General features: G+C 65.7%; 19 protein-coding genes. 14 read left to right on the plus strand and 5 right to left on the minus strand.

The window, feature by feature from the left end; genetic code table 11:
- Window positions 1-2 precede the first annotated feature (2 nt).
- Window positions 3-938: a carbohydrate kinase gene (locus tag DCM79_RS29940; protein ID WP_257177639.1), complete on the plus strand. Its 936-nt coding sequence runs from the start codon at window positions 3-5 to the stop codon at window positions 936-938.
- Window positions 939-944: 6 nt separating this feature from the next.
- On the opposite strand, the gene DCM79_RS29945 is transcribed toward DCM79_RS29940, so the two are convergent.
- Window positions 945-1,832, minus strand: a complete 888-nt coding sequence (locus tag DCM79_RS29945) for a LysR family transcriptional regulator (RefSeq protein WP_257177640.1) — start codon at window positions 1,830-1,832, stop codon at window positions 945-947.
- 135 nt (window positions 1,833-1,967) lie between these two features.
- Between DCM79_RS29945 and DCM79_RS29950 the strand changes: the two genes are divergently transcribed.
- The 7 genes from DCM79_RS29950 (at window position 1,968) to DCM79_RS29980 (ending at window position 10,105) form a co-directional block, all read left to right on the plus strand.
- Complete coding sequence (locus DCM79_RS29950) at window positions 1,968-3,389, plus strand: amidase (RefSeq protein WP_257180889.1); 1,422 nt, start codon at window positions 1,968-1,970, stop codon at window positions 3,387-3,389.
- Window positions 3,390-3,473: 84 nt separating this feature from the next.
- A complete protein-coding gene (locus DCM79_RS29955; RefSeq protein ID WP_257177641.1) occupies window positions 3,474-4,424 on the plus strand; it encodes an ABC transporter permease in 951 nt (316 codons plus the stop codon).
- Window positions 4,421-5,308: an ABC transporter permease gene (locus tag DCM79_RS29960; protein ID WP_257177642.1), complete on the plus strand. Its 888-nt coding sequence runs from the start codon at window positions 4,421-4,423 to the stop codon at window positions 5,306-5,308. The genes DCM79_RS29955 and DCM79_RS29960 overlap by 4 nt, the downstream gene beginning before the upstream one ends.
- A 2-nt stretch (window positions 5,309-5,310) precedes the next feature.
- The gene (locus tag DCM79_RS29965; protein WP_257177643.1) at window positions 5,311-6,324 is read left to right on the plus strand and encodes an ABC transporter ATP-binding protein; all 1,014 of its coding nucleotides are present in this window, start codon (window positions 5,311-5,313) and stop codon (window positions 6,322-6,324) included.
- The gene (locus tag DCM79_RS29970) at window positions 6,321-7,325 is read left to right on the plus strand and encodes an ABC transporter ATP-binding protein (protein ID WP_257177644.1); all 1,005 of its coding nucleotides are present in this window, start codon (window positions 6,321-6,323) and stop codon (window positions 7,323-7,325) included. Before DCM79_RS29965 ends, DCM79_RS29970 begins: the two co-directional genes overlap by 4 nt.
- Before the next feature lie 55 nt (window positions 7,326-7,380).
- Window positions 7,381-8,874 carry an ABC transporter substrate-binding protein gene (locus DCM79_RS29975; protein WP_257177645.1) on the plus strand — a complete coding sequence of 498 codons (1,494 nt, stop codon included), beginning with the start codon at window positions 7,381-7,383 and terminating at the stop codon, window positions 8,872-8,874.
- Between the two features lie 358 nt (window positions 8,875-9,232).
- Window positions 9,233-10,105 carry a L,D-transpeptidase gene (locus DCM79_RS29980; RefSeq protein ID WP_257180890.1) on the plus strand — a complete coding sequence of 291 codons (873 nt, stop codon included), beginning with the start codon at window positions 9,233-9,235 and terminating at the stop codon, window positions 10,103-10,105.
- A 62-nt stretch (window positions 10,106-10,167) separates the two neighbouring features.
- Here DCM79_RS29980 and DCM79_RS29985 read toward each other — a convergent pair whose 3' ends face one another.
- Window positions 10,168-10,794, minus strand: a complete 627-nt coding sequence (locus DCM79_RS29985; protein ID WP_257177646.1) for an alpha/beta hydrolase — start codon at window positions 10,792-10,794, stop codon at window positions 10,168-10,170.
- Window positions 10,791-11,729: a ring-cleaving dioxygenase gene (locus tag DCM79_RS29990; RefSeq protein ID WP_257177647.1), complete on the minus strand. Its 939-nt coding sequence runs from the start codon at window positions 11,727-11,729 to the stop codon at window positions 10,791-10,793. The genes DCM79_RS29985 and DCM79_RS29990 overlap by 4 nt, the downstream gene beginning before the upstream one ends.
- A gap of 128 nt (window positions 11,730-11,857) precedes the next feature.
- On the opposite strand from DCM79_RS29990, the gene DCM79_RS29995 reads away from it, so the two are divergent.
- The 6 genes from DCM79_RS29995 (at window position 11,858) to DCM79_RS30020 (ending at window position 18,465) form a co-directional block, all read left to right on the plus strand.
- Entirely contained in the window at window positions 11,858-12,766 is a 909-nt protein-coding gene (locus DCM79_RS29995) for a LysR family transcriptional regulator (RefSeq protein WP_257177648.1), read from the plus strand.
- A gap of 296 nt (window positions 12,767-13,062) precedes the next feature.
- Window positions 13,063-13,848, plus strand: coding sequence for an ABC transporter permease (locus DCM79_RS30000; protein ID WP_257177649.1), 786 nt, complete (start codon window positions 13,063-13,065; stop codon window positions 13,846-13,848).
- A 29-nt stretch (window positions 13,849-13,877) separates the two neighbouring features.
- Window positions 13,878-14,873, plus strand: coding sequence for an ABC transporter substrate-binding protein (locus tag DCM79_RS30005; RefSeq protein WP_257177650.1), 996 nt, complete (start codon window positions 13,878-13,880; stop codon window positions 14,871-14,873).
- Window positions 14,874-14,885: 12 nt separating this feature from the next.
- The gene (locus DCM79_RS30010) at window positions 14,886-15,722 is read left to right on the plus strand and encodes an ABC transporter ATP-binding protein (protein WP_257177651.1); all 837 of its coding nucleotides are present in this window, start codon (window positions 14,886-14,888) and stop codon (window positions 15,720-15,722) included.
- Window positions 15,723-15,757: 35 nt separating this feature from the next.
- Window positions 15,758-17,431, plus strand: coding sequence for a carbon-nitrogen hydrolase family protein (locus DCM79_RS30015; protein ID WP_257177652.1), 1,674 nt, complete (start codon window positions 15,758-15,760; stop codon window positions 17,429-17,431).
- 44 nt (window positions 17,432-17,475) lie between these two features.
- On the plus strand, window positions 17,476-18,465 hold the full coding sequence (locus DCM79_RS30020; RefSeq protein ID WP_257177653.1) for a LysR family transcriptional regulator: 990 nt from the start codon (window positions 17,476-17,478) through the stop codon (window positions 18,463-18,465).
- On the opposite strand, the gene DCM79_RS30025 is transcribed toward DCM79_RS30020, so the two are convergent.
- A complete protein-coding gene (locus DCM79_RS30025) occupies window positions 18,458-21,151 on the minus strand; it encodes a hybrid sensor histidine kinase/response regulator (RefSeq protein ID WP_257177654.1) in 2,694 nt (897 codons plus the stop codon). The two genes, DCM79_RS30020 and DCM79_RS30025, sit on opposite strands and share 8 nt — an antisense overlap.
- Window positions 21,148-22,179 carry an ABC transporter substrate-binding protein gene (locus DCM79_RS30030; protein ID WP_257177655.1) on the minus strand — a complete coding sequence of 344 codons (1,032 nt, stop codon included), beginning with the start codon at window positions 22,177-22,179 and terminating at the stop codon, window positions 21,148-21,150. The genes DCM79_RS30025 and DCM79_RS30030 overlap by 4 nt, the downstream gene beginning before the upstream one ends.
- Window positions 22,180-22,475: the final 296 nt, after the last annotated feature.

Genomic DNA, 22,475 nt, shown 5'->3' on the forward strand with positions numbered 1-22,475 from the left:
ACATGCTGATTGCCTGCGGCGATGCGCTGATCGATTTCGTGCCGACGCGAACCGCCGAGGGGCGCGAGGCGGTGATGCCGGCCGTCGGCGGCTCCTGCCTCAATGTCGCGATCGGCATGGCGCGGCTGGGCGCGCCGACCGGCTTCGTCGGCGGCATCTCGACCGATCTGTTCGGGCGGATGATCGCAGATCATGCCGCGGCCTCTCACGTCGATCTCGATCTCGCGACCCGCAGCGATCACCAGACCACGCTGGCCTTCGTCCGCATCGTCGCCGGCGAGTCGCACTACGCCTTCTACGATGCCGAGACCGCGACGCGGAACTGGACCTACCGGCGCGGGTCCATTCGCTTCGACACGGTCGAGGCCGTCCATGTCGGCTCGACCACCCTGGTCAACGACCACGGCGCGGCCGAGACCAGGGCCTTGATCGCGGACGCGCGGGCGACCTCGACGATTTCCTTCGATCCGAATTGCCGGCCCAATCTGGTCAAGGACAAGTCGGCCTATCTCGCGCGCATGGCGGAGTTCGCGAACCAGGCCGATCTGATCAAGATGTCGGACGTCGACTTCGACTATCTCTTCGGCGCGGAGTCTTATCCGCAGCGCGCGCGCGTGCTGCTCGGGCAAGGCACCAGCCTCGTCGTCATCACCCGCGGCAATCATGGCGCGATCGCCTGGCACGCGGGGGCAGGCCAGATCGAGGTCGAAGCACCCAAGGTCGACGTTGTCGACACGATCGGCGCGGGCGACAGCTTTCAGGCGGCGCTGCTGTTTGCCCTGCACAAGCAGGGACGCATTGCTCGGGAAGCATTGCAGGACATCGGTGCCGACGAGCTCCGCCGCGCGCTGTCCTTTGCCGCCAATTGCGCCGGCCTCACCTGTACGCGTCCGGGCGCCGATCCGCCCTGGAGCAAGGAGATCACTTGGAGCTGGTAGCGCGCCTCACATCCGCGCGACGGCCTTCTCGGCGCATTTGAGAAATCTGGAGATCAGCGGGCTCTGGGAATCCCGCCGCCAGCAGACGGCGATATCGAGGGAGTCGGGGGCATCGCGCAGTGGCCGAAACACGATGCCGCGCGGCGCGCCGAGCTTGGCGCAGGCCGGCACGATTGCAAAACCTTCGCCGGCGAGAACCAGGCTCATCGCCGAATGCACCGTCTCGACCCGGCTCGCAATCGGCATCACGATCTGATGCCGGCGCAGCAGGGCCGCGACTGCGGAGGAGGCCGGATCCTGCTCCGGCGGCGGCAACGCGATCAGCGGGCGGCCGTGCAACCGCTCCATCGGCACCGCACCGAGCCGTGCGAGCGGCGAGCGGATCGGCATTGCCAGCATGAATGGCTGCGCCCCGATCCGAGCCACCTGGATCTCGGGATGGTTGATGGCCGGCATGCACAGCGCGACCGTGACGCTGCGATCGAGCAGCCGGGCCTCGCGCGTCGATGCGCTGAGCTCGGCGAAGTCGAGGTCGACGCCGGGAATGGATCGCCGCAGCTCGGGGATCAGAGACGGCAGCACGGCATTCGCCAGCACGAACATGTAGCCGACCGAGAGCCGCCCGCGCTTGCCGGCGGCGACCGCGCGCGCGGCTTCGGCGCCGTCGACGGCCAGCGCCAGCGCCTCGCTCGCGCGGGCCAGCAGCGCCTGGCCGGCCTCGGTTAGGTCCATGCCTCGGGTGCCGCGGCGGAACAGCGGCGCGCCGATCTCGGCCTCGAGCTTGCGGATCTGCACCGACAGCGGAGGCTGCGCCATCCGCAGCCGCTCGGCGGCCTTGCCGATGCTCCGCGCCTCGGCAACGGCGACGAAATAGCGCAGCCGGCGAAGATCCATTGGCATACCGAAAACGTATGGGTTGGCGATCAAAATCGTATTGGACGGCGAGTTAACAAAACTGTCATTCTCGCTGTCAATGTCTTGTCGATGTCCTGGGGCCAATTGCGGCCCGCTTCGGAGCGTGATGTGGCGATCAACGGCGACCCCTGTCTCTTGTCCGCAACCGAGCTGCGCAGCCTCATTGCCGCAAAGAAGATTTCGCCGGTCGAGATCGTCCGTGCCGTGCTCGCGCGCGCCGAGGCGCTCCAACCCGAATTGAACTGCTTCATCACGCTCTGTGGCGAGGAGGCGATGGCGCAGGCGCGCGCGGCCGAGCGCAAGCTGATGGCCGGTGAGCCGCTCGGTCTGCTGCACGGCATCCCGGTCACCGTCAAGGACATCGTCAACACCAGGGGCGTCAGGACCACCTTCGGTGCCGTTCCCTACAAGGACAACGTGCCGAATGAGGACGCCGTCGCGGTGGCGCGGCTGCGCAGCGAAGGCGCGATCCTGATCGGCAAGACCACGACGCCGGAATTCGGCAGCAAGTGCCTGACGGATTCTCCGCTGTTCGGCCGGACCCGCAACGCATGGGACGCGTGCCGCTCCTCCGGCGGCTCCAGCGGCGGCGCGGCGGTTGCGGTCGCCAGCGGCATCGCGCCGCTTGCGATTGCGACCGATGGCGGCGGCTCGACGCGGATTCCCGCCGCCTGCAACGGCGTGGTCGGCCTGAAGCAAAGCAACGGCATCATCCCGCACAGCCAGGCGCTGGATGTGTTCGGCAACCAGACCTATGTCACGCCGACCACGCGCACCGTCGCCGACACCGCGTTGATGATGCAGGCGATGGCGGGCGCAGACGCCTGTGATCCCTGGTCGATCGGCGTGCCCGTGCCAGACTTCATCGGCACCGCCGCCGCGCACGGCGATCTACGCGGGCTCCGGATCCTGTACTGCCTGACGCCGCCGGGCCGTCCGGTGTCCGCGGAGGTCGCCGCCAATTTCAAGGCGAGCCTCGACCGGCTGGCAGGGTTGGGGGCCGAGCTGGAGGAATTCTCGGGCGACGGTTTCGACATCGAGCCGATCTGGCGCGCCATCAATCACACGGTCTGGCGCACGCGCTTTGCCAAGCTCGCCGCCGAGCACAAGGACGTGCTGAGCGAGGCTTTCCTCAAGCAGCTCGCGCTCGCCACCGAGGTCAGCGGCGTCGACTACCAGGAGGCGATGTTCGCGCGCACCGCGCTGTTCCGCCGGGTGCAATCGCTGCTTGCGCGCGGGCACCTGCTGGCGATGCCGACCCTGACGCGGACCGCGCTGCCGATCGGCCAGGACCTGTTCGGCACCATCGAGATCGACGGTCGACATTTCGACAGCGTTCGTCCGCACTGGTTCCCCTGGACCATGCCGTTCAACATGACCGGCCATCCCGCCATCAGCCTGCACTCCGGCTTCGGCCGTGACGGCTTGCCGATCGGCTTGCAGCTGGTCGGCCGCTTCCGCGCGGATGCGGAGCTGCTGCGCGTCTGCGCCTTGTTCGAGGCCTCCGCAGGCCTTCTGTCCCGCTGGCCGGAATGACGACATGCCCCCGCAGCAAAAGGCTTGCCTCTGTCGTCCGGACATGTTGATCGTGCCGCAGCTGAGCCCTGAAACCGAGCGCGCATGAGCGTATTTGTCCTCCGACGTCTGGTGACCTTGCTGGCGACGCTGGTCGGCGCATCGATGATCATCTTCCTCGTGCTCGACGCGCTTCCCGGCAATGCCGCGCAGATGTTGATGGGCGCCGATGCCTCGCCGGACGCGGTGCGCGCGCTCACCATCAAGCTCGGGCTCGACCAGCCCCTGGCGGTTCGCTATCTGCAATGGATCAAGGGACTTCTGTCCGGCGATCTCGGCAATTCCTATGTCTACGGCACGCCGGTCGCCAGCCTGATCGGGGAGCGGCTGCTGCTCACCGTGCCGCTCGCAATCATGGCCATGGCGATCACGGTGACGCTGGCGCTCTCGGCCGGCATCTATACTGCTGCCAACCACAACAAGCTCGGCGATGTCGGCGTGATGTCGCTGACGCAGATCGGCATCGCGCTGCCCAATTTCTGGTTTGCGATCCTGCTGGTGCTGTTGTTCTCCGTGAGGCTGCAATGGCTCTCGGCGGGCGGCTTTGCCGGCTGGGAGGACGGCATCTGGCTCGGCTTCAAGTCGCTGCTGCTGCCGGCGATCTCGCTCGCGGTGGTGCAGGCCGCGATCCTGGCGCGCGTCACGCGCTCCGCCGTGCTGGAAGTGCTGCGCGAAGATTTCGTCCGCACCGCGCGCGCCAAAGGGCTCGGCAAGCGCGAGGTGCTGTGGAGCCATGTGCTGCGCAATGCCATGATTCCCGTGATGACGGTGATGGGGCTGCAATTCGCCAATCTGCTGGCCGGCACCATCGTGATCGAGAACGTGTTCTACCTGCCGGGGCTCGGCCGCCTGATCTTCCAGTCGATCGCCAACCGCGACCTGATCGTGGTGCGCAATTGCGTGATGCTGCTTGCGACCATGGTCGTCATCGTCAATTTCGTGGTCGACGTGCTCTACGCCTTGATCGATCCCCGCATCAAGGTCCACGACCTGTGAGCGCGCCCATGACCATCGACGCGCCGCTCGCAACGCGGCCGTTGCCGGCCCGGACCTTCTGGCGCCGCGCGCTGCGCCACCGCAGCTTCGTCCTCGGCGGCGCGTTGAGCCTTCTGGTGCTCGCCTCGGCACTCCTGTCGCTGGTGTGGACGCCGTGGTCGCCTTACGAGATCGACATCGCCTCGAAGCTGCGGCCGCCGTCGGCGACGCATTGGCTCGGCACCGATTCCTTCGGCCGCGACATCGTCTCGCTGCTGCTCGCCGGCGCCCGCTCCACCATCATGGTCGGAATCATCGCCGTCAGCATCGGTCTCACCTTCGGCGTTACGCTCGGCCTGATCGCCTCGGCGCGGCGCGGCTGGACCGAAGAGATCATCATGCGCTTCTCCGACTTCACCTTCGCCTTTCCGGCGGTGCTGTCCGCGATCATGCTCGCCGCGGTGGCGGGGCCGGGCATGGTCACCTCGATCGTCGCGATCGGCATCTTCCAGATCCCGACGCTGACGCGGTTGACGCGGGGCTCGGCCAACGCGATTTGGGCCCGCGAATTCGTGCTGGCCGCGCGCGCCGCGGGCAAGGGGCGCTTCCGCATCACCATCGAGCACGTGCTGCCCAACATCCTGTCGATCCTGATCGTGCAGGTCACCATCCAGTTCGCGCTCGCCATTCTCGCCGAAGCGGCGCTGTCCTATCTCGGTCTCGGCACGCAGCCGCCGCAGCCGTCCTGGGGACGGATGTTGAACGATGCGCAGACCTTGCTGTTCCAATCGCCGATGCTCGCGGTCTATCCGGGCGCGGCGATCGCGATCGCGGTGCTGGGCCTCAATCTGCTCGGCGACGGCTTGCGCGACCTGCTCGATCCCAGATTGGCGCGCGAGCGATGATCATGGCCGAGCGCTCCGACATGCCTCTGATCGAAGTCGAAAATCTCGGCGTCCGCCTCAACACCAGCCGCGGGCCGGCGCAGGCCGTACGCGGCCTCAGCTTCTCCCTGAAGCGCGGCGAGACGCTCGGGCTCGTCGGCGAGTCCGGTTGCGGCAAGTCGGTCACCGCGATGTCGCTGATGGGACTGCTGCCGGATAGCGCCGTGGTCTCGGGCAGCATCAAGCTCGACGGCCACGAGCTCGTGGGATTGCCGGATGCGGATTATTGCCGCCTGCGCGGCAACCGCATCAGCATGATCTTCCAGGAGCCGATGACCGCGCTCAACCCGATGCACACGATCGGCGATCAGGTCGCCGAGCCGCTACGACGGCACAAGACATACTCGGCGGCGCAGGCGCGCAGAGAGACGATCGCCTTGCTCGACCGCGTCGGACTGCCCGACCCGGCGCGGCGCGTCGATGCCTATCCGCACCAGTTTTCCGGCGGCCAGCGCCAGCGCATCACCATCGCGATGGCGCTCGCCTGCGAGCCGGACCTCTTGATCGCGGACGAGCCGACCACCGCGCTCGACGTCACCATCCAGGGCCAGATCCTCGACCTCATTGCCGATCTCGTCGAGGAGCGCGGCATGTCGATGATCCTGATCTCGCACGATCTTGGCGTCATCGCCGAGAACGTGCAGCGCATGATGGTGATGTATGGCGGCGCCGTCGTCGAGAGCGGACCGACCGGCGAGGTCTTCCGCCGCATGGGCCATCCCTATACGCAGGGCCTGTTCCGCGCCCGGCCGAAGCTCGGCGCGCGCAAGGGGACGCGGCTGCAGACGATCTCGGGCACGGTGCCGGAGCTGGCCGATCTCCCGGCGGGGTGCACCTTCTCCGACCGGTGTCCGCTGGTGATCGATGCGTGTCGCGCCGCCCTGCCGCCGATGGTGGAGGTCGGACCGCGCCATGGCGTGCGCTGCATCAGGACCGACGTGTCGATGGCAGAACGTGTCGGAGCGCTGACCGCATGACCGCCGCGCCGCTTCTCGACGTGAAGGATCTCGAACAGCGCTATGCGCTGCCGCGGGAAAGCCTGTTTCGTGCGCCGGGGCAGGTGCGTGCGCTCAATGGTGTCAGCGTGCAGGTGGCCGCGGGCAAGAGCCTCGGCGTCGTCGGCGAATCCGGCTCGGGCAAGTCGACCTTCGCGCGGCTGGTGATGGCGCTGGAGCGGCCGACGTCGGGACAGGTCGTGCTGCTCGGCCGCGATCTCAACCGCATCCCCGCGGACGAATTGCGCCGCGCCCGCCGCGACTTCCAGATGGTGTTCCAGGACCCCTACGGCTCGCTCGATCCGCGCCAGACCATCGCGCGCATCGTGGCCGAGCCGCTGACCGTGCTGGAGGGAGCCGACCGCTCCACGTTCCGCGACCGCGTCGCCGCCGCGCTGCGGCAGGTCGGCTTGCGCGATGCCGACATGGAGAAATATCCCCACGAGTTCTCGGGCGGCCAGCGCCAGCGCATCGCCATCGCGCGCGCGCTGATCACCCAGCCCAAGCTGATCGTCGCCGACGAGCCGGTCTCCGCGCTCGACGTCTCCGTGCAGGCTCAGGTGCTGAACCTGATGCAGGATCTCCAGGAGCAGTTCGGCCTCAGCTATATCCTGATCAGCCACGACCTCGCCGTCGTCGACTATCTCTGCGACGAGGTCGCGGTGATGTATCTCGGCCGCATCGTCGAGCAGGGACGGCCCGAGGACCTGTTCGAGCATTGTGCCCATCCCTATACGCGGGCGCTGCTGGAGGCCGTGCCGCGCGCGCGCGCCGGCGGAGGTCGGCGGCGGCGCGGCGGCCAGGCCATCGCCTCGCAATCGGCGGCGACGGCCGGATGTCCCTATGTCGCGCGTTGCCCGCTTGCCGAGCAGCATTGCCGCGAGGCCCTGCCTGCGTTACGCAAGGTCGGCGAGGGACACCTTGCCGCCTGCCACAGGGCGGAGGCCGTGATGGCGTTGCCGCAGGTCGCGATGGAAGGTTAGTGTCCGGAGCCGGATTGGCGTAGGCTGAAGAACGGAACAGGCCGGGGAGTTACGCATGTTGAGGAAATTGTCGATTGTCGCCGTAGCGGCCGCGCTCGTCGCGGCGCCTTTGCCCGTGCTGGCGCAGAGCAAGAAGGACAGCGTCGTCATGGGGATGACGCTGGAGCCGCCGGGGCTCGATCCCACTAATGCCGCCGCCGCGGCGATCGCCGAGGTCACGCTCTACAACATCTACGAGACGCTGACCAAGATCAACGAGGACGGCTCGGTCTCGCCGCTGCTGGCCGAGAGCTGGACCGCTTCGCCCGATCTGAAGACCTACACCTTCAAGCTGCGCAAGGGCGTCAAATTCCACAATGGCGAGCCGTTCGATTCCGCGACGGTGAAGTTCTCGTTCGAGCGCAACGCCGCGCCGACCAGCACCAACAAGGACAAGAGCCTGTTCCAGGCGTTCGAGAAGGTCGACGCGCCCGACGCCGACACGATCGTGATCACCCTGAAATATTCCGAGCCGAACCTGCCGTTCCTGCTGGGACAGGCGAGCGGCTCGATCGTCGAGCCCAAGAGCGCGGCGACCAACGTCACCCAGCCGGTCGGGACCGGCCCCTATCAGCTGGGCGCCTGGGCCAAGGGCTCCTCGATCACGCTCAACAAATGGGCGGCCTATCGCAACGCCTCCGCAATCAAGCTCTCGAAGGTGACTATTCGCTTCATCTCCGATCCGGCCGCCCAGGCCGCGGCGCTGCTCTCGAACGACGTCGACGCGTTTCCGCGCATTGCCACCCGCGTCGTTGCCCAGTTCAAGAGCGACCCGCGCTTCACGGTGTTGATCGGCGGATCCAGGGCCAAGACCATCGTCGCGATCAATCACCGCAAGAAGCCGCTCGACGACGTCCGCGTTCGCCGCGCCATTCTCGCTGCGATCGACCGCAAGGCGTTGATCGACGGCGCCGTCGAGGGGTTCGGCACGCCGATCGGCAGCTTCTACACGCCGGGATCGCTCGGCTATGTCGACACTACCGGCGTCAATCCCTACGACCCCGAGAAGGCCAAGAAGCTGCTTGCAGAGGCCGGCGTCACCACGCCGCTCGAGCTGTCGCTGAAGCTGCCGCCGCCGCCCTATGCGCGGCAGGGCGGCGAGATCGTCGCGGCCCAGCTCGCCAAGGTCGGCATCGTCGCCAAGATCGAGAACGTCGAGTGGGCGCAGTGGCTGTCGCAGGTGTTCGCCGGCAATGGCCCGCACAATTTCGACCTCACCATCGTCAGCCACGTCGAGCCGTTCGACCTCGTCAAGATCACCGAGCCCGACTACTATCTCGGCTACAACAACGAGAAGTTCAACGCGCTCTACAAGCAGATCGTGTCGACGCCTGAGCAAGACGCCCGCGCCAAGCTGCTTGGCGATGCCCAGCGCATGCTCGCCACCGACGCCGTCTCCGCCTACCTGTTCCAGCCGCAATGGCCCACCGTCATCAACAAGAAGCTGAAGGGCGTCTGGAAGGAAGTCCCGCAGTTCGAGAACGATTTCTCGGCCTGGGCCTGGGAGTAGGAACGCGCGACCAAGGCGAGCGCGTCGGTTCAATCTTGGCCTCTTTCAATCTTGGCCTCTCTCCGTCGGGGGGAGGCCGATCGTTTGGCAGGTCCAGATCAAAATTTGAAAAACAACCCCATGCACAGTAGCCGGGCGTAGTCATTTCAATGGCTTGCGCGTTGCGCGTTCAATAGTCGAGGGGACGCGCGGGGACCGTTGTGCCGTCGGGCAAAACAGCGATATTCGCAGTTCCTACGTTGCGGAACAGGAGTCCGTGTTAACCATCGCCGACGGTTTCAATTCGAACGCCATCGTTTCGAAGTTTCTTAAATTTTGCCGGGTTACCTCTGTTGGGCATGGTGACCTGGGGAAGCATATGAGCAAGCGGGCCAAACGCAGGAAGGCGGAGACGCTCGCAATACCGATGGCCGCCAGAGTCGCGATTGGCGCCGTGGCCGTCGCCGCATTGGGCTACGGCTTGCTGTCTCGCCCGGCGGGCGTGCAACCGGTGCGGAAGCCGTCCGCGCCCCAGGCCCAGGCATCGTCAACTCCGATTTACGTGGCGCCTCCAGTTCATGCATCAGCGCCGGCTCCAGCTTCAGCTTCAGCTCCAGCTCCGGCCCCCGCGCCTCTCGTCGAGCCACCAAAAGCTGCTGACGGTCCCGGCGCTTTTGTCCGGCAGGTGGTTGACTATGCGAGCCGCCAGGCGCCGGGCACCGTGATCATCGATACCAAGAACACGTTTCTCTATTTCGTCCTGAACGACACGCAAGCGATGCGCTACGGCATCGGTGTCGGCCGCGAAGGTTTCACATGGTCCGGTGAGCAGACCGTGGCCCGCAAGGCAGAATGGCCGGATTGGCATCCGCCCGCGGAGATGGTCACCCGTCAGCCTTATCTGCCGCGGTTCATGGCAGGTGGCCCCGGCAACCCGCTCGGCGCCCGGGCGATGTATCTGGGCGACACCGAATATAGAATTCACGGCACCAACAAGCCCGATACGATCGGCAAGCGGGTTTCGTCCGGCTGTATCCGGCTCACCAATGAGGATGTCGTCGATCTCTATGAGCGGGTGAAGATCGGCGCGAAAGTGATCGTGCTTCCGACGAGTGCTGCGCGTCGACCATCCCAGGGCGTGCCGTCCGACGCCGCTTTCCGGTTGCCGGACCCGGCATCGCCGTCGAACCGGTCCCTGGCAGCCAACGCGAAGATGCCCTCGTCTGGACCGGACATCGCCGAAGCCCGGTAACTCGATTCTCCATCTGAGTGAAGGCGGCGGCGCATCGTTCGGAAAACGATGCGCCGCCTCTCTCATGCGGCTTTCGCCTCGACATTGCCGATCCAGTCGCGCGCAAGCGTCACGTCGGCTTGCGACAATTGATGGCCCGCGGGCAGGATCCTGTGGGTCACGCTCGCGCCAGTTTGCGAGAGCAGGGCCGCAAGCCTGGCCGAATTGTCGGCCGGCACGATCGGGTCGCCCTGACCGGACAGCAGCAAGATCGGCTTTCCGGCGAGACCGGCCGTTGGCGGATCAGACAGCGGCACCATCGCGCGCAGCAGGATCGCGCCGGCAAGCACGTCAGGCTCCAGCAACAACAGCGCGGCGGCGATGTTGGCGCCGTTGGAGAAGCCGACCGCAACGGGCGCGGCAATGCCGTAACGCTGCCGCGCCTCGCTCACGAAGTCGCCGAGCTCTTGCGCGCGGCGACGCACGTCTTCCTCGTCGAATACGCCTTCCGCGAGACGGCGGAAGAAGCGGGGCATGCCGTGCTCGAGCACGCGTCCACGCGGCGCGAGCAGGGCGGAGCCGGGCGAGATCATCTTGCCGAGCCCGAGCAGGTCGTTTTCGTCGCCGCCGGTGCCGTGCAACAGCAGCAGCGGAGGGGAGCCCGCGCGGGTCGCGGGCTCGAAGCGATGGATGAAGGTGCTCTCGGTCATGACACGGTCTCTTCCAGGCTCGGCAGCACGTCCTCGATCTGCTTGCGGTGCTGCTCGAGGAATGCAGGCAGCTTGAGGTCGCGTCCCAGCGTCGCGACGGGCTCGTCGACGGCGAAGCCGGGGATGTCGGTTGCGATCTCGAACAGCACGCCACCGGGCTCGCGGAAATAGATCGAACGGAAGTAGTTGCGGTCCCTCTGCTCGGTCGGATGCAGGCCGTGATTGCTCACGAGCTTTTGCGCCATCCGGCCTTGCTCGGCATCGTCAGCCGCGCGGAACGCGATGTGATGCACCGATCCGCCGCCCTGATGCCCGCGCAAGAATCCCTTGGCCTCGTAGATGTCGACGATGCTGCCTTGCGCATCGCCCGCGGCCTTGAAGCGGATCACCGAGCCCTCGCGGCCGGTCTCCTTGAAGCCGAACACGTCGGTGAGAACGGCGGCGGTCTTCGCCGCGCTGTCGAGCAGCAGGGTCACGCCGTGGAAGCCGCGGATCGCATGCTCGGCCGGCACGTCGCCATTGCTCCATCCGGGCTCGGCTTCGGCGCCGGGAATGCCGACCAGCGCGAGCGCCATGCCGTCAGGGTCGGTGAACGGCAGCACGGACTCGCCGAAGCGCTTCTCCAGCGCCTCATAGGCAATGCCCTTCTCGGTGAAGCGCTGAGTCCAATAGCCGAGCGAGCGCTGCGGCACGCGGAAGGCGGTCTGATGAGTCTCGCCGACGCCGCGGCGTCCGGGCGACACGCCGGCCCATGGGAAGAAGGTCAGGATGGTGCCGGGGCGGCCGGTCTCATCGCCATAATAGAAGTGATAGGTGCCGGGATCGTCGAAATTGACCGTTTTCTTGACGAAGCGCAGGCCCAGATCCCGGGTGTAGAAGCCGAAATTGCGGATGGGGTCGCCGGCGATCGCGGTGACATGGTGCAGTCCAGACATGGTCGTCCTCCTGAGTTCGGGGGAGCGTCTTGCTCTGGCAGAAATATTGTTCCGCTTTGGATTGGAGACAATCCATGCAAATATGACGGCTATGTCTACGATTTGGAAACAATCGGCGAAGGCGGCCCTTGGATAAGCTCGGCAGCCTCCGCGCCTTCGTGAAGGTGGTGGAAAGCGGCAGCTTCGCGGAAGCTGGCCGGCAGCTGCGGCTGTCGCGCTCGGCGATCAGCAAGTACATCGCCGACCTCGAGGAGAGCCTCGGCGTCCAGTTGCTGATCCGGACCACGCGGCACGCCAGCCCGACCGAGAACGGCAAGCGCTATTTCGAGCGCGCGCTCGTCATCCTTTCGGAGGTCGAGGCGGCCGACCAGGCGGTGACGCAGGCGCAATCGGCGCCGCGCGGGCTGCTGCGCGTCAACGCGCCGATGTCGTTCGGCACCATGCGGCTCGGTCCGGTGCTCGCCGATTTCATGGCGCGATACCCGGAGCTGCAGCTGCAGATCGTGCTCAGCGACGACCTGCTCGATCCCGTCCAGGACGGTTTTGACGTGACGCTGCGGATCGCGGAACTGGAATCCTCGAGCCTGATCGCGCGAAAGATCATGCCGGTATCGCGCATGATCTGCGCTTCGCCGGACTATCTCTCGCGGCACGGCACGCCAAAACATCCGCAGGATCTGCGCGAGCACAATTCGCTGACCTATGGCTTCCTGCTGACCGGCAATCAGTGGAAGCTCACAGGCAGCGACGGCGACCACTGGATCCAGCCGGCCTGGTCGCTCTGCGTCAACAATGCCGAGGTGCTGCGCGACGTCGCGATCAAGGGCAGGGGGCTGGCGCTGCTGCCGGAGTTCATCGCCGCCGATGCGTTGAAGAGGGGCGAGCTGCGAACCGTGCTGGACGACTATGCCGCGCCGCCGCTCGCGCTCTATGCGGTGTACCCGCCGACGCGGCATCTGTCGGTGAAGGTGCGGCTGTTCATCGACTTCCTCGTCGAGCGTTTCGGCCGCGAGGACGAGGGCGTGCGAACGCGCTGAGGATCCCACGACGGCATCGCGTGAGCCGCCGGTAAGGTCTCCGACCGCAAATTGGCCGACGGTAGGCAATTGCCATCCGCCATCGCCCTGCTGTTCTGCTGGGCGAAAAGGCGCGGTTTGCCTAAGCAACAGGCACTGCAAGCCTGCAAATCAATCATCCGGAAGATTGATTTCAATATGCATTCCTGCACGATCGATTGCACATCTCGCCATTTTCTTTCGCGTCGCTGCAGCCAACACTTCTCGTGCTCGCGGCGGAGAGTGCGAAGCAAGCCGCAGAGTTCACGAGGATGCCGATGCAACAACTCAGTCAGGCGATCTCGAATCCAAGAGTGAAGCGCGCCATCGAGCTCGCGATAGGTCCGCTGCTGCTGTTCGCGCTGTGGTGGATCGCGTTCAAGGGACAGCTGGTCAACAAGGATCTGCTGCCGTCGCCGGTCGACACGCTGCGCGATACCGCGGCCAGCATCGCAGCCGGCAAGATGACCGGCGATTTCCTCCACACCATCGCACGCGTCGGCTATTCGACCCTGATCGCCGTGGTCGCGGGCGTTCCCATCGGCATCGTGCTCGGCGCCAAGGCCGCGATCTATCGCTCGGTCGAATTCCTGGTCGATTTCTTCCGCTCCACGCCGGCAACCGCACTGTTTCCGCTCTTCCTGCTGCTGTTCGGCCTCGGCGATTTCGCCAAGATCGCCGTCGCCGCCTTCGCCGCCTGGCTCGTCATCGTCTTCAACGTCGCCTACGGCGTGATGAATGCCCGCCAGACCCGGATCCTCGCGGCCCGCTCGATGGGCGCCTCGTCGCTCCGCATCTTCAAGGACGTCATCTTCTACGAGACCCTGCCGCAGACCTTCGTCGGCCTGCGCACCGCGGTGTCGCTCGCCCTCGTCGTAATCATCGTCGCCGAGATGTTCATCGGCGCCACCGACGGCATCGGCCACCGCATCATCGATGCGCAGATCTCGTACTCGCTCACCGACATGTACGGCTCCATCCTGATCGCGGGCGCGATGGGATACGGGCTCAACCTCATGCTCCTGATGATCGAACGCTCGTTCATTCACTGGTCCGGCAGATAGTCAGCCAATCTAAACACGAAGAGGCCAACATGCAGACGAAGAGATTTCTTGCGGCGCTCGCGACGTCCACGTTCCTGTTTGGTGCGACCGGCGCGGATGCGGCCTGCGACAAGACCGAGAAGGTGACGGCAGTCTGGCTGCCGATCATGCAGACCACGGCCTATTACGTCGCTCTGGAAGAGAAGCTGTTCGAAAAGGCCTGCATCGAGATCGTTTCCACCAAGATGGAAGCGCCCAACCAGATCATCGATGCCTTGATCGCGGAGCGTGCCGACTTCGGTCCTCCGGGCGCGGCGGCCGGCATCGCGATGATCGCGGAGGCCAAATTTCCGGGCAAGCTGAAGGTGTTCGGCCTTCAGGGCGGAGGCATTGCCGTCGACCGCATCAATGACGGCCTGATCGTCAAGCCGGACAGCCCGATCAAGAGCTTTGCCGACCTCAAGGGCAAGTCGCTCGGCCACGTCCCGGGCATTCAGTGGCGCACCATCTCCCGCCACATGGTCCGCTCGGCGGGGCTCGATCCCGATACCGACGTCAAGCTGGTCGACCTTGCGGTCGCGATGCAGGTCCCGGCCGTGGTCGGGGGCACGGTGGACGCGACGCTGTCGCTCGAGCCGGTCGGATCGATCGCCGTCGCCTCGGGCAAGGCGGCCCGCGCCATGACCAATCCGGTCGCGCGCGTGATTGCCGATCCCTTCTATTCCGGAGCCTCGCTGATGACCACGAAGTTCCTGAAGGAGCGGCCCGAGGTTGCGCGCAAGGTGGTTGCCGCGATCGACGAGGCGACCGACCTCGTGAACGCCGACTTCAAGAAGTACAAGCCGATCCTCACCAAGTACACGCCGATCAAGGAGGATCAGCTCGAGCTTCTGGCGCAGCCTTATCTGCGCGGCTTCAAGGACCTCAACGACACCGACCTGAAGTCGTATCAGGCGCTGGTCGACGTCTTCATCAAGGAGGGCGTGGTCGCAGGTCCGATCAACGTCAAGGACAAGCTCCTCGCCAAGTCCGATCTCGGCAACTGATTGGATCATCCGATGGGGAACGTGACTGCGATCCGTAGCGTGGACCGGCCAGCCGCCGAGAGCCCGTCACCTGTTCCGCCGCCCAGGCCGCGGCAGGCCTACGTCACCGTGCGTGGCCTGAGTAAGAAGTTCCAGGGCACGACGATCTACGACGACTTCTCGATCGACCTGCCGATGGGGAAGTTCATTTCGGTGTTCGGGCCGAACGGTTGCGGCAAGAGCACCTTCATCAACATGATCTCCGGCCTGATGCCGATGGATGCGGGTGAGGTGCTCTACGACGGCCAGACCATCCGGGACACCAGGATATCGTACGTCTTCCAGAATTACAGGGAAGCGCTGTTTCCCTGGATGCGCGCGATCGACAACATCCACTATCCGCTGAAGGTGATCGGGGTGGACCGCAAGGAGCGGCGGCGGCGCGTCGAAAAGCTGCTCGCGGATTTCGACGTTCCGTTCGACCTCAACGCCTATCCCTACACCCTGTCGGGAGGCCAGCAGCAGACGGTTTCGATCTTGCGCGCGCTCGTGACCGAGCCCGAGGTGCTGTTCCTGGACGAGCCCTTCTCCGCGCTGGACTACGAGATGACGCTGTTCATGCGCGAGCGGCTTCAGCACATCTTCATGAAGCTCAAGACCACGATGCTGCTGGTGTCGCACGATCTCGAAGAGGCCATCCAGCTCGCCGACCAGGTCGTGCTGCTGACGCGCCGGCCGACGCGGGTGGCGGAGATCGTTCCGGTGGATCTGCCCTGGCCGCGCGACCTCGACGTCACCACCGGCGAGGGCTTCATCACCCTGAAACGCCACTGCCTCGACCGCTTCTGGCGCGAGGTCAAGCGAGACTAATTCGATCAACCTTCGAAAGATAGATGGAGACCAACATGACGAAGCGCCGTTTCCGCGCTGCCGCCGTCCAGACGCTTGCCCGTTTGGGCGACTTTGACCACAACATCGCGCTGGCCACGCAATACGTCGAGGATGCGGTGAGGCAGGGGGCCGAGCTGGTGGTGTTCCCCGAGTGCATGGACACCGGCTACCTGTTCGATTCCGCCGAGCACTGCCGCGAGCTCGCCGAGACGATGTCGGACGGCCCGTTCGTGACGGCGTTGTCGGCGCTCGCCAGGAAGCACCGCATCTATATCGCCAGCGGCGTCACCGAGTGGGATCCGGACAAGGAGAAGATCTTCAACACCGGCATCATGTTCGGCCGGAACGGCGAGACCGTCTGCCATTATCACAAGCAGTTCCTCGCCACCCACGATCAGAACTGGTTTGCGTTCGGCGAGCGCGGCTGTCCGGTGGTGGACACCGACCTCGGCAAGATCGGCCTGCTGATCTGCTTCGACGGCCGAATCCCGGAGATCTTCCGCGCGATGGCGATGCAGGGCGCGGAGGTGATCGTCGACATGGCGAACTTCTTCGCGATGGACCAGGCGGACATGTGGGGCCCGGCGCGCGCTTACGAGAACGGCTTGTGGCTGGTGGCGGCGACCAAGGCCGGCTATGAGCGGTCGATCTACTATCCCGGCGGCAGCATGATCGTCGATCCCAAGGGACGCGTGCTGTCGAAGGTGCCGTACGATACCCACGGCATGGCGATTGCCGACGTCGATCTCGACGCCGCGCACGACAAGTCGATCTATTCGGCGAACGACAAGATCGCCGACCGCCGTCCGGAAACCTACGGCCTGATGGCGCTGCCGTACGAGAAGACGCCGGTGTACCGGATCGCGGAGCAGCCGCTGATCCCCGCGAAGTCCGTCGCCAAGGTCGCGGCCGTGCAGATGCACGTGACCAGGGACGGCACGGCCGAGGACGTGTTCGACATGGTCGATCACGCGGCCAAGCTCGGCATCAAGGTTCTCACCTTGCCGGAATATGCCTTCTGCCCGTCCGCGATCCCGAACGCGGCGGAGGCCGTGGCCCTGGCCGACCAGACGACGTCGCTGCTGGCCAAGACCGCTGCAATCGCCTCCCGCTACCAGTGCCTGATCGCGCTGCCCACGGTGGAGCGGGCCGCAGCGGGCCTTTACGTCACGACATTCCTGATCGGGCCCGACGGCAAGGAGGTCGGGAAATATCGCAAGGCCCACCTGACGGCCGAGGAGCGCAAATGGGCGAGGGCGGGCGATCACTATCCGGTGTTCGAGACCCCGTTCGGCCGCATCGGTGTCATGTCCGGCTATGACGCCGTATTTCCCGAGGTCTCGCGCTGCCTCGGCATCGCGGCCGCGGACATCATCTTGTGGCCGGCCTCGCTGCGCGAGCCGTTCGAACGGGAGCTGCTGGCGATCCCGAGGGCCGAGGACAACCGGGTCGCGGTGGTGCTGGCGAACCGCGTCGATTCGCCCTATCCGGGCGGCAGCCTTGTGATCCCCCCGACCGGCTTTCCGCTCTGGGACATCAACGTCGTCGCGCCGCGCGTGTTCAAGCTTGGCGCCGTGATGCCCAAGCACATCGATCTCGCGGTCTGCCGGCAGAAGCTGATGATCCCGAAGGTCGATATGTTCGCCAACCGGCTGGTCGAGACCTACGCCCCGATCATTGCCGCCTGACGATTGCCGTGCCTGCCGATATGCCCGAAACTAGCGAGGGTTAGATGCCGAAGCTCGCGAACGGGCATATCAGGACGGCCGAGATGGCGAAGGCTGCGCGAACGCTGCGCTACAATTGGGACGACGTGATCTTCTTCCTGGAGGTCGCGCGCACCCGTAACCTCGTTCGCGCCGGCCAGAAGCTGAAGGTGGACCACACAACCGTCAGCCGGCGGGTGAGGGAGCTCGAACGCAGCCTCAACACCACGCTGTTCAAGCGCAGCAAATCAGGTTTCGCCTTGACCGAGGCGGGGCTGCGGCTGCTCCAGTTCGCCGAAGGCATGGAGAACAACGCCAACGCCATCATCGAGACGGTGGTCGGCTCCGAGAAGGCGGACGCGGCCGGAGCGGTGCGAATTGCCGCCATGGAAGGCATCGGCAGCATGTACCTGACGGGCTGCATGGCCGCCTTCAGCAAGGCCTGGCCCTCGATCCAGGTCGAGCTGATCACCGATACGCGCCTGCTCGACATGACGCGCCGCGAGGCCGACATCTTCATCAGCTTTTTCAGGCCGAAGGGAAGGCGGCTGTCGGTCAAGAAGATCGGCGAGTTCAGGATCTTTCTCTACGCCTCCAATGCCTATCTGCAGCGCGCGGGAGCCCCGGCCGATCTGAAGGACCTCGACAACCACGACTTCATCGATTTCATCGACGAGCACATCCATATCAAGGAGAACCGCTGGCTGTCCGACATTCTGCGGCCGGCCCATGTCGTATTTCGCAGCACCAGCCTGGTGTCGCAGTATGTCGCGGCATCGAACGGGCTCGGCATCGCCATGCTGCCGTCCTACGTGGCGGCCCACAACAAGGACCTGCGCCCGATCCTGCCCAATTATTTTTCCGTCCGCGACATCTGGCTCTCGGTTCACGAGGATCTGCTGCACATCGCCCGCATCAAGGCGGTGATGGGCTTCCTGGAGAAACGCGTCGCCGCCGATGTCGATCATTTGATGTCGGCGACGCATCCCGCGTCGATGAGGGCGCATCTTACCTGACCGAGAGCTGCTCGGCTGGCCGCAGCAATTCGTCCAATGCCTTCATCGAGGCCACCTGAAGCGCCGCGAGCTCGTGCGCGGCATCTTCGCATTCGGCAGGAGACAACGAGGGCGCCGCCAGCTCGACCTCGCGGCAGCGTTCGGACAGGCGGACGAGGCCGAGCGCGCTGGCGGCGCTGCCGAGCTGGTGCGCGGAACGCGCCAGCTGCTTGTGATCGCCGGCTGCCGCGGCGCTGACGATGTCGGCGATCAGCCTGTCGCTGGTTGCCTGCAGCAGATGGTGCAGCTTTGCGATCTTGGTCGGGCCCAGCAGCTCGCGCTGGTCGTCGAGAAAATGCCGGTGGATCAAGGCGCCCGCGGCGAGCTGCGCGGCGGCCGGCTCGGCCTCCGGATCGTCCTCGATCGCCTCGCGCAACGCGCCGATCAGGATCGGCTTGCCGATGATCCGGACGATGCCGGCGTCCGCGAGCCGCTCGCGCGCGCCGGACGATACGTCCGCCGTCACCGCGATGATGCGCGGGATGTCTGGCAGACCGAGCGCGCCGATCCGGGTCGCAGCTTCGATGCCATCCATGTCGGGCATGTGCAGATCCATCAGGATGACGTCGAACGGACGATCGCGAGCGAGCGCGACGGCCGATGCGCCGTTCCTGGCGATCGTGGGGTGATGGCCGAGCCGCTTCAGGATCGCTTCCCCGACCTCGCAATTGACCGGATCGTCGTCGACCAGCAGCACGCGGCGCGACCGCGACGGCCGCGGCAGCACGCCTGGCGCGATGCCGCTTGCGGCCAGGCCCAGCGGCACCTCGAAGCTGAACGTGCTGCCCGCGCCCGGCGTGCTCACAACCGTCAACTGGCCGCGCATCAGGTGGGCGAGGCGCCGCGCGATCGCAAGGCCGAGGCCCGTGCCGCCGAACCGCCGCGCTATGCTGTCGTCGGCCTGGACGAAATCCTCGAAGATCCGCTCGTGCATGTCGGGTGCGATGCCGATGCCGGTGTCGCGAACGGCAATTCGCAGCAGGACATGATCGTCGTGCCGCTCGGCGGCTGCGACCACGGCGATCCCGCCCGACGGCGTGAACTTGACGGCGTTGCCGATCAGGTTGAGCAGGATGCGATTGAGCCTGACGGGATCGCCATGTACTGAGACGTGGACCTGCGCATCGCAGGCGAGATCGAAGGTCAGTCCCTTGCCGAGGGCCTGCGGACGCATCAATTCGGCGGCGGTCTCGATCAGCTGGTCGAGGCGGAAATTGCGAGGCTCCAGCGTCTCCGCACTGGCCTCCAGGCGCGCATATTCGAGGATGGTGTCGACCAGCGCGATCAGCGTCTCGCCCGACGCGGCCGCGGTCGCAAGGTGGCGCCGCTGCGCCTCACCGAGGCTGCCGTCGTCGAGCAGTTGCAGCACGCCCATGACGCCGTTCAGCGGCGTGCGCAGCTCGTGGCTGACGACGGCGAGGAAGCGCGACTTGGTCTCGTTGGCCGTCACCGCCGCGCTACGCGCGCGCTCGGCGGAATCGTGCTCGGCGAGGGCGTGATCGCGAGCCTTCTCCAGCTCGGAGGTGCGCTCGATCACCTTGCGCTCGAGCGTCGCGTAGGACTCGCGCAAGTGCGCCGCCATCCGGTTGAACTGGTCGCCGAGCGCCTCCAGCTCGTCGCCGGTTCTGATCGCGAGCCGCAGACCGAGGTCGCCGCTGCCGATCCGCCGCGCGCCCTGCGTCAGCAGCTGGATCGGCCCCGTCATGCGCCGGCTGAGGAAGAACGAGACCAGCACCGCACCGACCAGCAGGACGGCGAGGAGAAAGGTCGAACGGCCGATCGATGCATAGATCGGCGCATAGGCTTCGCTGAGCGGCAGCTCGACGAACACCAGCCAGCCGAGCGAGGGCACCGTCGCATAGGTCGACAGCACGCGCTGGCCGGTCAGATCCTCCTTGACCAACCCGCCCGAGGGCGGCCCGACGCCGTCGAGCGCGGCGCGTACGTCCGCATGGCCGGACAGATCGCTGCGCTGCAGGGCCCGCCACAGATCGGGATGCGCGATCAAGACTCCCATGCGGTCGACCACATAGGCCTTGCCGGTGTTGCCGACCCTGATGCCGGTGACGAGGTCCCAGATGAAACGCAGATTGACCTCGGCGACGATCACGTTCGGATTGCGGCCGGTGCCGCGCGTGGCGAGCGTCATGAACGGCTCGGTGTCGGCGAAGAAATAGACCGGCCCGTAATAGGCGCGGCTTTCGTTGGCGCCGCGGAAGGCGGGCGAGGCGGACAGATCGGCCTTGCTGCCGATCCGGTCGGCGACACGGCGGGACACGCGCACCTGCTCCAGCCCTTGCGAGTCGAGCTCGGCGATTTCGGCGATCGCCGGCGAGAGGCGCAGGAGACGGATGGCGTTGAGGCGCTCGTCCTCGTTGGTCGACAGCTCCGGCGGCAGCCGCGAGAGCCATCTGATCTGGCTCTCGATCTGGCCGACGAACTGGCCGATCTGGATCGCGGCGGACGCTGCCTGCTCGCGCTGGGTTGCCGCCAGCAGCTGCTTCTGCTCGCGATAGGAGAACCAGACGTCGAAGCCGGTGTTGATGGCGAGCGCGGCAAAGGCGAGGGCGAGGATCGAGTAGAGATATTTGCGGAACAGCCGTCCGGGAGGTGTCCGCAAGTCTCCCTGGTCGGCCGTCCGGTTCACTCGCGGATCTCGTCGGCGCGCGCGAGCAGCGTGAACGGAATCGTCAATCCCAGCGAGCGGGCAACCGTGCGGTTGATCAGGAGCTCGTACTTTCGCGGCGACTGTACCGGAAGATCGCCTGCCTTGGTGCCGCGCAGGATGAGATCGACGTAGTCGGCCGAGCGCACCTCCAGCGTCGGCCCGTAGCTCATCAGCCCGCCGGCATCCATGAAGTAATGGAACGGATAGATGGTGGGCACGCGATACTTGGCCGCTGCCGCGACGACCGCCTGCCGGTTGACGACGAGGAAGCTGTCGACCAGCGCGATCATCGCCGCCTTGGGCGGTCCGGAGAAGCGGCTGACGGATTCGTCGATGTCCGCCGGCACATTGACGGGGACGGGGAGGACCGACACGCCGGACTCGGCCGCCTGTTGCTCGATCGACTCGAGGAAGAAGCGTCCCGCCCGAGGCGTGGTCGCCGGATTGAACAGAACGCCGACACGCCCAAGGTCGGGCACCGTCTCCCGGATCAGTTGCAGCCATTTGCCGCCCATCTCGGCGGTGCTGTTGGTGAAGCCGGTCGCGTTGCCGCCGGGATGGGCAAGGCTTTGGACGAAGCCATTGCCGACCGGATCGTTGGCGGTCGCAAAGACGACCGGAACGGTCTTGGTGGCGGCAAGGACCGCTGCGGTTTCGACGGTCGATCCCGTCAGGATCACGTCCGGCTTGAGCTCGAGCAGTTCCTGAACGGCCGCCTTCAGCCTGTCCGGTGCGCCGAAGCTCGAGCGCAGCTCGAGGCGGAAGTTGACGCCTTCGACCCAGCCGCGCTGTCTCAGGCCGACGACGAGATTGCCGAGGCGAGAGGTCGCGCTGTCGATCATGCTCCGCCTCGTCAGCTCGTCGTCGAGCGGCAATGCGGTCAACGATGCGACGATCCGCATGCGGTCCGACGTTGCGCCGAGCGCGATCCATCCCGCGGCGGTTGCTCCCGCAAGACGAATGAAGCCGCGGCGATCGACCGCGAGCGCGGAAGGCCGTTCGGTCATGGAGTTCTTTGCATGCTGGCTCGCCCCAGTCCGGATGCTTAGCGCGAACGGCCGGCGTTCACAATTGATCAAAAAATGCCCTTGTGAATGTTCATTCGCAGCGTTTGGCAGCCCGATACCGTATTCGTACGCGGGCCGAGAGTCGTTGTTTCGATCTTAGTCCCCTCGACGGCGTCTTGTAACGTCTTTCGGCGTTGCAACATTCTCCGCCTCTGTTGCGGTGACGGGTTGGGGAAGTCGATTTCGCAGCTGCCGATTTTTGGAAAGCGTTCTTTCAAGTTGTTTCGAAGGTTTCC

It is taken from the genome of Bradyrhizobium sp. WBOS07 (assembly GCF_024585165.1).
GTDB classification, from domain to species: Bacteria; Pseudomonadota; Alphaproteobacteria; order Rhizobiales; family Xanthobacteraceae; genus Bradyrhizobium; species Bradyrhizobium japonicum_B.

Coding starts and splice junctions, on each gene's coding strand:
- DCM79_RS29945 (WP_257177640.1), bottom strand. CDS start 1,832: ATGGATCTTCGCCGGCTGCGCTATTTCGTCGCCGTTGCCGAGGCGCGG.
- DCM79_RS29985 (WP_257177646.1), bottom strand. CDS start 10,794: ATGACCGAGAGCACCTTCATCCATCGCTTCGAGCCCGCGACCCGCGCG.
- DCM79_RS29975 (WP_257177645.1), top strand. CDS start 7,381: ATGTTGAGGAAATTGTCGATTGTCGCCGTAGCGGCCGCGCTCGTCGCG.
- DCM79_RS29955 (WP_257177641.1), top strand. CDS start 3,474: ATGAGCGTATTTGTCCTCCGACGTCTGGTGACCTTGCTGGCGACGCTG.
- DCM79_RS29980 (WP_257180890.1), top strand. CDS start 9,233: ATGAGCAAGCGGGCCAAACGCAGGAAGGCGGAGACGCTCGCAATACCG.
- DCM79_RS30015 (WP_257177652.1), top strand. CDS start 15,758: ATGACGAAGCGCCGTTTCCGCGCTGCCGCCGTCCAGACGCTTGCCCGT.
- DCM79_RS29965 (WP_257177643.1), top strand. CDS start 5,311: ATGGCCGAGCGCTCCGACATGCCTCTGATCGAAGTCGAAAATCTCGGC.
- DCM79_RS30005 (WP_257177650.1), top strand. CDS start 13,878: ATGCAGACGAAGAGATTTCTTGCGGCGCTCGCGACGTCCACGTTCCTG.
- DCM79_RS29970 (WP_257177644.1), top strand. CDS start 6,321: ATGACCGCCGCGCCGCTTCTCGACGTGAAGGATCTCGAACAGCGCTAT.
- DCM79_RS30030 (WP_257177655.1), bottom strand. CDS start 22,179: ATGACCGAACGGCCTTCCGCGCTCGCGGTCGATCGCCGCGGCTTCATT.
- DCM79_RS30000 (WP_257177649.1), top strand. CDS start 13,063: ATGCAACAACTCAGTCAGGCGATCTCGAATCCAAGAGTGAAGCGCGCC.
- DCM79_RS30020 (WP_257177653.1), top strand. CDS start 17,476: ATGCCGAAGCTCGCGAACGGGCATATCAGGACGGCCGAGATGGCGAAG.
- DCM79_RS30010 (WP_257177651.1), top strand. CDS start 14,886: ATGGGGAACGTGACTGCGATCCGTAGCGTGGACCGGCCAGCCGCCGAG.
- DCM79_RS29940 (WP_257177639.1), top strand. CDS start 3: ATGCTGATTGCCTGCGGCGATGCGCTGATCGATTTCGTGCCGACGCGA.
- DCM79_RS29990 (WP_257177647.1), bottom strand. CDS start 11,729: ATGTCTGGACTGCACCATGTCACCGCGATCGCCGGCGACCCCATCCGC.